Source organism: Actinomycetes bacterium (genome assembly GCA_035506535.1).
Lineage (GTDB): Bacteria > Actinomycetota > Actinomycetes > DATJPE01 > DATJPE01 > DATJPE01.
Genome location: DATJPE010000030.1, coordinates 141,983 through 148,080, shown reverse-complemented (window position 1 = coordinate 148,080; position 6,098 = coordinate 141,983). Strand labels below are relative to the sequence as shown.

The window sequence follows — 6,098 nt, the reverse complement described above, 5'->3', positions numbered from 1 at the left end:
CACGACGAACCACTCGCCGGGCTGCACGAGCAGGGCCCGGCGGAACTCCTCGACCGGGTCGACCTCCTCGGCCTCCTCGGCCTCCTCGGCCTCCTCGGCCACAGCCTCCGCCGTCTCCAGCTCGGCCGATTCCTCCTCGGCCTCCTCGGCCACGGCCTCCGCCGTCTCCAGCTCCGCCGTCTCCAGCTCGGCCGTCTCCAGCTCGGCGGGGTCCGATGCCTCGTCGCCCGCTGCCTCGTCCACAGCCACCTCGTCCACAGCCACCTCGTCCACAGCCGCCTCGTCCGCAGCCGCCTCGTCCACGGCGGCCTCGACGGGCGCGCCGTCGAGGCGCAGGGCCTGGTCGGCGGGGTCGGAGAGCTCCTGGAGCTCGGGGTCGGTCACGGTGGGGCTTCCTTAGCTGGTTTCGGGGCTGGTTTCGGGGCTGGTTTCGGGGCTGGTTTCGGGCTGGTTTCGGGGCTGGTTTCGGGCTGGTTCGGGCGGTCGGTCGTGGCTCGGGACGGCCTGCGGAGCGGACCCTGGGGTCCGCGCCTCAGCTCCCGAAGACCTTCAGGGCGAGCTTGGCGAAGGCGAGGTCCATGACCGCGACGATCCCCATGAGGACGAGGACGAACACGAGGACCACGGTGGTGTAGGTGATCAGCTGGCTGCGCGTGGGCCAGACCACCTTGCGCAGCTCGGCGACGACCTGCCGGAGGAACAGCGCGAGCCGGCTCGGCCAGCTGCGCGGTCCGCGCGCGTCCTCGGGGCGCGACCGGCCACGCTCGGGGGCCGCGGTGACGCCGCTGGTCTGGCTCACTCGTCCTCACCTTCCGAACTCGATCGTGCGGCAGCAGGGCCGGAGGGACTCGAACCCCCAACCACCGGTTTTGGAGACCGGGACTCTGACCAATTGAGCTACGGCCCTACGGCGGGCCCGCTCCCACGCGGGCAGGCTCGCGCAGGGTGGCGAACCACCAGAGCCCCGAGTGTACGGCCTGCCGGAGGCGGGGTCGAACCGCGACGGGCCGGCCACGAACCGGGTCGAGCCCCGGCCCGCGGCTGTAGCACGATGGGCGCATGGCACTTCCCGCCCGGCGCGTGTCCGCCCGCATCTCCGCCATCACCGAGTCGGCGACCCTGGCCGTGGACGCCCGGGCCAAGGCGCTCAAGGCCGCCGGGCGCCCGGTGATCGGCTTCGGCGCGGGCGAGCCCGACTTCCCCACCCCGGACTACATCGTCGAGGCCGCGGTGGCCGCCGCCCGCGACCCGAGGTGGCACCGCTACACCCCCGCCGGCGGGCTGCCCGAGCTCAAGGAGGCGATCGCCGCCAAGACGGCGCGCGACAGCGGGTACACCGTGCGCGCCGGTCAGGTCCTGGTCACCAACGGCGGCAAGCAGGCCCTGTACGAGGCGTTCGCCACCCTCCTCGACCCCGGCGACGAGGTCCTGCTCCAGGCGCCGTACTGGACGACCTACCCGGAGTCGATCCGGCTCGCCGGCGGCGTACCCGTCGAGGTCCCCACCGACGAGGCCAGCGGCTACCTCGCGACCGTGGCCGACCTCGAGGCGGCGCTGACCCCGCGGACCAAGGTGGTCGTCTTCGTGTCCCCCTCGAACCCGACGGGCGCCGTCTACCCCCCGGAGCAGGTCGAGCAGATCGGCCGCTGGGCACTGGACCGGGGCCTGTGGGTGGTCACCGACGAGATCTACGAGCACCTGACCTACGGCGGTGCGAGGTTCGCATCCATGCCGACCCTGGTGCCCGAGCTCGCCGAGCAGTGCGTCGTGGTCAACGGCGTCGCGAAGACCTACGCGATGACCGGGTGGCGGGTGGGCTGGCTGATCGGTCCCGACGACGTGGTGAAGGCGGCGACGAACCTGCAGTCACACGCCACCTCCAACGTCGCCAACGTCTCCCAGGTCGCGGCACTCGCCGCCGTCTCCGGCGACCTGTCGGCCGTCGCCGCGATGCGTGAGGCCTTCGACCGGCGGCGGCGCACCATCGTCGCGATGCTGTCCGAGATCCCCGGGGTGACCTGCCCGGAGCCGTTCGGGGCGTTCTACGCCTACCCCTCGGTCAAGGGGCTGCTCGGCAAACAGATCCGCGGCCGGCGCCCGGCCAGCTCCGCGGACCTCTCCGAGCTCATCCTCGAGGAGGCCGAGGTGGCCGTGGTGCCGGGAGAGGCCTTCGGCACCCCGGGCTACCTGCGGATGTCCTACGCGCTCGGCGACGACGACCTGGTCGAGGGCGTCTCGAGGATGGCCAAGCTGCTCGGCGAGGCGATCGGCTGACGTCGACTCACAGCGCGCAGCCGACCAGCCGCGGCTCCGGCTCGAGCCGGATGCCGAAGCGCGCCTGGACGCCGTCGCGGATCGTTCGTGCGAGGGCGAGCACGTCCTCGGTCGTGGCCCCTCCGCGGTTGGTCAGGGCCAGGGTGTGCTTCGTCGACACGCGCGCCGGGCCCTCGCCCCAGCCCTTCGAGAAGCCGGCCCGCTCGACCAGCCAGGCCGCCGGGACCTTGACCCGGCCGCCCTCCTGCGGATAGCGGGGCGCCTCCGGCGGGACGTCCTCGTCGTCGAGGACCGGGTTGAGGAAGAACGAGCCCGCGCTCCAGGTGTCGTGGTCGGCCTCGTCGAGCAGCATCCCCTTGCCGCGCCGCAGGTCGAGGACGGCCGACCGTACCTCGCCCGCGGGCACCCGCTCACCCTCGCCGACGCCCAGGCGGCGGGCCAGCTCGGCGTAGCGGACGGGGGCGGAGAGCGCCGTGAGCCCAAGCTGGAAGGTCACCGACAGCACCACCCAGCGCGGATCGTGCCGGAAGGCGCTCGACCGGTACGCGAAGGCGCACTCGGCGGCCGTGAGCGTGCGCTGCGAACCGTCGGCACGGTCGAGCAGGCGGACCCTCGCGATGGTCTGTGCGACCTCCTGGCCGTAGGCGCCCACGTTCTGCAGCGGCGTCGCCCCCGTGCTCCCCGGGATCCCCGAGAGCGCCTCGACCCCCGACCACCCCTCGTCCACCGCGCGGGCGACGACGCCGTCCCACGGCTCCCCCGCCGCCACCTCGACCCAGGCGCCCCCGCAGCTGTCCGCCTCGACGCGGACCCCGCGGGTGGCGACCCGTACGACGGTCCCGTCGAAGCCGTCATCGGCCACCAGCAGGTTCGACCCGCCGCCCACCACCAGGACCGGCTCCCCCGCCAGGTCACAGGACCGGACGGCCTCGCACAGCTCGGCCTCGGTCGTGGCCGCCACGAAGCGGCGCGCCGGGCCCCCGAGCCGGAAGGTGGTCAGCTCGGCGAGGCGCACGCCGTGCAGCCTAGGGTCGCGGCAGACGCACGGTCGCCCGTGCACGGCCGAGCACGGTGACTCCGCCGGAGGAGGCGACCAGGTCGATCCTCGCCGTTCCCGCCTCCGGGTCGACCGCGCTCACGGTCCCGCCCACCTCGAGGGTGGCGCCCACCTCGTCGTCGGGCACCACGACCGGCCGGGTGAAGCGAACGGAGAAGTCGCTCACTGCGGTGGGGTCCCCCGCCCACTCGCTGAGGGCCCGCCCCACGAGGGCCATCGTGAGCATGCCGTGCGCGATCACGTCGGGGAGGCCGACCTCCCGGGCGACCCGCTCGTTCCAGTGGATGACGTTGAAGTCGCCGCTCGCTCCCGCGTAGCGCACCAGATCGGCCCGGGTGACAGGGAAGGTCCGCGCGGGCAGGGCGTCCCCGACCTCGACCGCTTCCGGGTGGCTCACGACGCCTCCGGCCCGCGGACGACCATGGTGGCCGAGGTGCGGCACACCGCCTCGCCGGCCACCGTCACCAGCTCCGTGCTGAGTCCGAGGACCTCGTTGCCCGCCACCGACCTGATGCTGTCGATGGTGGTCGTGACCCGGATCTCGTCGCCCGCCACCAGCGGACGCGCGTACGCGAAGGACTGGTCGCCGTGCACGACCCGGGAGAAGTCGAGCCCGAGCTCGCGGTCGGCGAACACCTCGGCCAGCGACTGCGCGCTCACGGCGATGGCGAAGGTCACCGGAGCGACGACGTCGGCGTAGCCGCCGGCTCGGGCGGCCTCGACGTCATGGCAGTACGGGTGGCGCTCACCGATCGCCGTCGCGAACTCGCGCACCTTCTCGCGCCCGACCAGGTACGTGCCGGCCGCCGGGTAGCTGCGGCCCACGAAGGCGGGGTCCAGCGGCATGGGCTAGCGGGTCTCGCGGTGCGCCGTGTGCCGGTTGCAGTTCGGGCAGTGCTTCTTGAGCTCGAGCCGGTCCGGGTCGTTGCGGCGGTTCTTCTTGGTGATGTAGTTGCGGTGCTTGCACTCCACGCAGGCGAGCGTGATCTTGGGACGGACGTCGGTCGCTGCCACGGGGAGAACTCCTTCGAAGACGTACGGCGTGCCCGCAGGGCGGGCCAAGGGTACGCAGGCGGGACTCGGGGCGCGAAATCCCCGAGCGCCCCGCGGGCGTCGTAGCGGAGGCCGGACTTGAACCGGCGACACAGCGATTATGAGCCGCTTGCTCTACCTGGCTGAGCTACTCCGCCCTTGGAACCGGACAACCCCGAAGCCGGGCCGGGTTGTTCCTCGAGCCCCCATACGGAATCGAACCGTAGACCTTCTCCTTACCATGGAGACGCTCTGCCGACTGAGCTATGGGGGCCGGCGGGCAGCAAGGTTACACGTCGCCCGGCCGCCGTTCCGACCCTGATCGCGGCCCCGCTTGGCCGGTCGCCCCACCTCCGAGCCGCCTCTGCCAGGCTGGCCCTCCACGGCTGAGCACCCGCTCGCCCGTCACCCCAGGGGGTCTCATGCGCCTACGCCGTCCTGGCCACGCCGTGGTCGTCGCCTACCTCGCCCTCTTCGTCGCCGCGACCGGCACCGCCACCGCGGCCACGGGGGGCGCACTGCTGCTGGGACGGGCCAACGCCGCCAGCCGTACGACGACGCTGTCCAACTCCGGCGGCGGGGCCGCCCTTCGGCTCCGGACGCACTCGAGGACCAGCGCGCCGCTGTCGGTGAGCGGCAACACCAACAAGGTGCCCGGGCTCAACGCGGACCTGCTGGACGGCCTCACCTCCAGCCAGCTGCAGCGCAGGGTGGTGAGCAGCTGCGGGCGCGGCGGCACCATCGCCCGGGTGCGGTCGAGCGGGGGCACCGCCTGCGGGCCGCGGGTGCTCTGGGCCGTCGTGCGCGCCAACGGCAGCGTGGCGCGCGGCACGAGCGGCGCCTCCGCCAAGGCCATCACGACCGGCGCCTACGAGGTCGACTTCGGGGTGGACGTGCGCAGGTGCGCCTACGTGGGCAGCGTCGGCGATCCCGGGACCGCGGCGTCCGCGCCGGGCTTCGTCACGACGGCCACCCGCTCCGGGAACCCGCGAGGGGTCTTCGTCGGGACCTGGAACAGCGGGGGCAAGGCCGCCTCGCTGGGCTTCCAGCTGATGGTGGCCTGCGCGCCCGCCTGAGGCGTCGTGGCAGGTGTTGGATTCGAACCAACGTAGGCTGAGCCGACGGTTTTACAGACCGCTCCCTTTGGCCGCTCGGGCAACCTGCCGTCCAAGCGTCGAGCAGGATAGCCCAGCCGGACCCGCACCCGTTCACCTCTGAGGAGCAGCCCCCGATGGCGGACAGCAGCTTCGACATCGTGAGCAAGGTCGACCGCCAGGAGGTCGACAACGCGCTCAACCAGACCGCCAAGGAGATCGCCCAGCGCTACGACTTCAAGAACGTCGGCGCCTCGATCGCCTGGTCGGGCGAGTCGGTCGTCATGCGGGCGAACTCCGAAGACCGGGTCAAAGCCGTGCTGGACGTCTTCCGGGACAAGCTGGTGAAGCGCGGGATCTCCCTCAAGGCGCTCGACGCGGGCGACCCCAAGGCGTCGGGCAAGGAGTACGTCCTGACGGCCGCGCTGAAGCAGGGCATCGACACCGAGCACGCCAAGAAGCTCGGCAAGCTGATCCGCGACGAGGGCCCGAAGAGCGTCAAGGTCCGCGTCGAGGGCGAGGAGCTGCGGGTCTCCTCGAAGTCGCGCGACGACCTCCAGACGGTCATCGCGCTGGTCAAGGGCGCTGACCTCGACCTCGCCCTGCAGTTCGTCAACTACCGCTGAACCACCGCTCTCGGG

Annotated in this window: 9 protein-coding genes and 4 tRNA genes; 3 read left to right on the top strand and 10 right to left on the bottom strand. The window is 72.6% G+C overall.

Going from position 1 to position 6,098, the window contains the following annotated elements:
* The 3 genes from VMI11_05115 to VMI11_05105 all read right to left on the bottom strand — a co-directional run.
* Window positions 1–384, bottom strand: a 384-nt coding sequence (locus tag VMI11_05115) for a hypothetical protein (GenBank protein ID HTY71789.1), incomplete at its 3' end; no start/stop codon positions are given.
* Window positions 385–532: 148 nt separating this feature from the next.
* Window positions 533–799 carry a preprotein translocase subunit SecE gene (gene secE, locus VMI11_05110; GenBank protein ID HTY71788.1) on the bottom strand — a complete coding sequence of 89 codons (267 nt, stop codon included), beginning with the start codon at window positions 797–799 and terminating at the stop codon, window positions 533–535.
* 34 nt (window positions 800–833) lie between these two features.
* Window positions 834–907 (bottom strand) — tRNA-Trp (locus VMI11_05105).
* 152 nt (window positions 908–1,059) lie between these two features.
* On the opposite strand from VMI11_05105, the gene VMI11_05100 reads away from it, so the two are divergent.
* Window positions 1,060–2,274, top strand: a complete 1,215-nt coding sequence (locus VMI11_05100) for a pyridoxal phosphate-dependent aminotransferase (protein ID HTY71787.1) — start codon at window positions 1,060–1,062, stop codon at window positions 2,272–2,274.
* A 7-nt stretch (window positions 2,275–2,281) separates the two neighbouring features.
* Here the strand turns inward: VMI11_05100 and VMI11_05095 are convergent, their stop codons facing one another.
* From VMI11_05095 to VMI11_05070, 6 genes are all read right to left on the bottom strand, one after another.
* Complete coding sequence (locus tag VMI11_05095; protein ID HTY71786.1) at window positions 2,282–3,289, bottom strand: UDP-N-acetylmuramate dehydrogenase; 1,008 nt, start codon at window positions 3,287–3,289, stop codon at window positions 2,282–2,284.
* Window positions 3,290–3,299: 10 nt separating this feature from the next.
* Complete coding sequence (locus VMI11_05090; GenBank protein HTY71785.1) at window positions 3,300–3,728, bottom strand: MaoC family dehydratase; 429 nt, start codon at window positions 3,726–3,728, stop codon at window positions 3,300–3,302.
* A complete protein-coding gene (locus tag VMI11_05085) occupies window positions 3,725–4,177 on the bottom strand; it encodes a MaoC family dehydratase N-terminal domain-containing protein (GenBank protein HTY71784.1) in 453 nt (150 codons plus the stop codon). Before VMI11_05085 ends, VMI11_05090 begins: the two co-directional genes overlap by 4 nt.
* A 3-nt stretch (window positions 4,178–4,180) precedes the next feature.
* Window positions 4,181–4,345, bottom strand: coding sequence for a 50S ribosomal protein L33 (gene rpmG / locus VMI11_05080; protein HTY71783.1), 165 nt, complete (start codon window positions 4,343–4,345; stop codon window positions 4,181–4,183).
* A gap of 102 nt (window positions 4,346–4,447) precedes the next feature.
* Window positions 4,448–4,521: transfer RNA gene (locus VMI11_05075), tRNA-Met, on the bottom strand.
* A 43-nt stretch (window positions 4,522–4,564) separates the two neighbouring features.
* Window positions 4,565–4,637, bottom strand: a tRNA-Thr gene (locus VMI11_05070).
* Between the two features lie 148 nt (window positions 4,638–4,785).
* Here VMI11_05070 and VMI11_05065 point away from each other — a divergent pair.
* Window positions 4,786–5,439, top strand: a complete 654-nt coding sequence (locus tag VMI11_05065; GenBank protein ID HTY71782.1) for a hypothetical protein — start codon at window positions 4,786–4,788, stop codon at window positions 5,437–5,439.
* 7 nt (window positions 5,440–5,446) lie between these two features.
* Here VMI11_05065 and VMI11_05060 read toward each other — a convergent pair.
* Window positions 5,447–5,528: transfer RNA gene (locus tag VMI11_05060), tRNA-Tyr, on the bottom strand.
* 66 nt (window positions 5,529–5,594) lie between these two features.
* Here VMI11_05060 and VMI11_05055 point away from each other — a divergent pair.
* The gene (locus VMI11_05055) at window positions 5,595–6,083 is read left to right on the top strand and encodes a YajQ family cyclic di-GMP-binding protein (GenBank protein HTY71781.1); all 489 of its coding nucleotides are present in this window, start codon (window positions 5,595–5,597) and stop codon (window positions 6,081–6,083) included.
* Window positions 6,084–6,098: the final 15 nt, after the last annotated feature.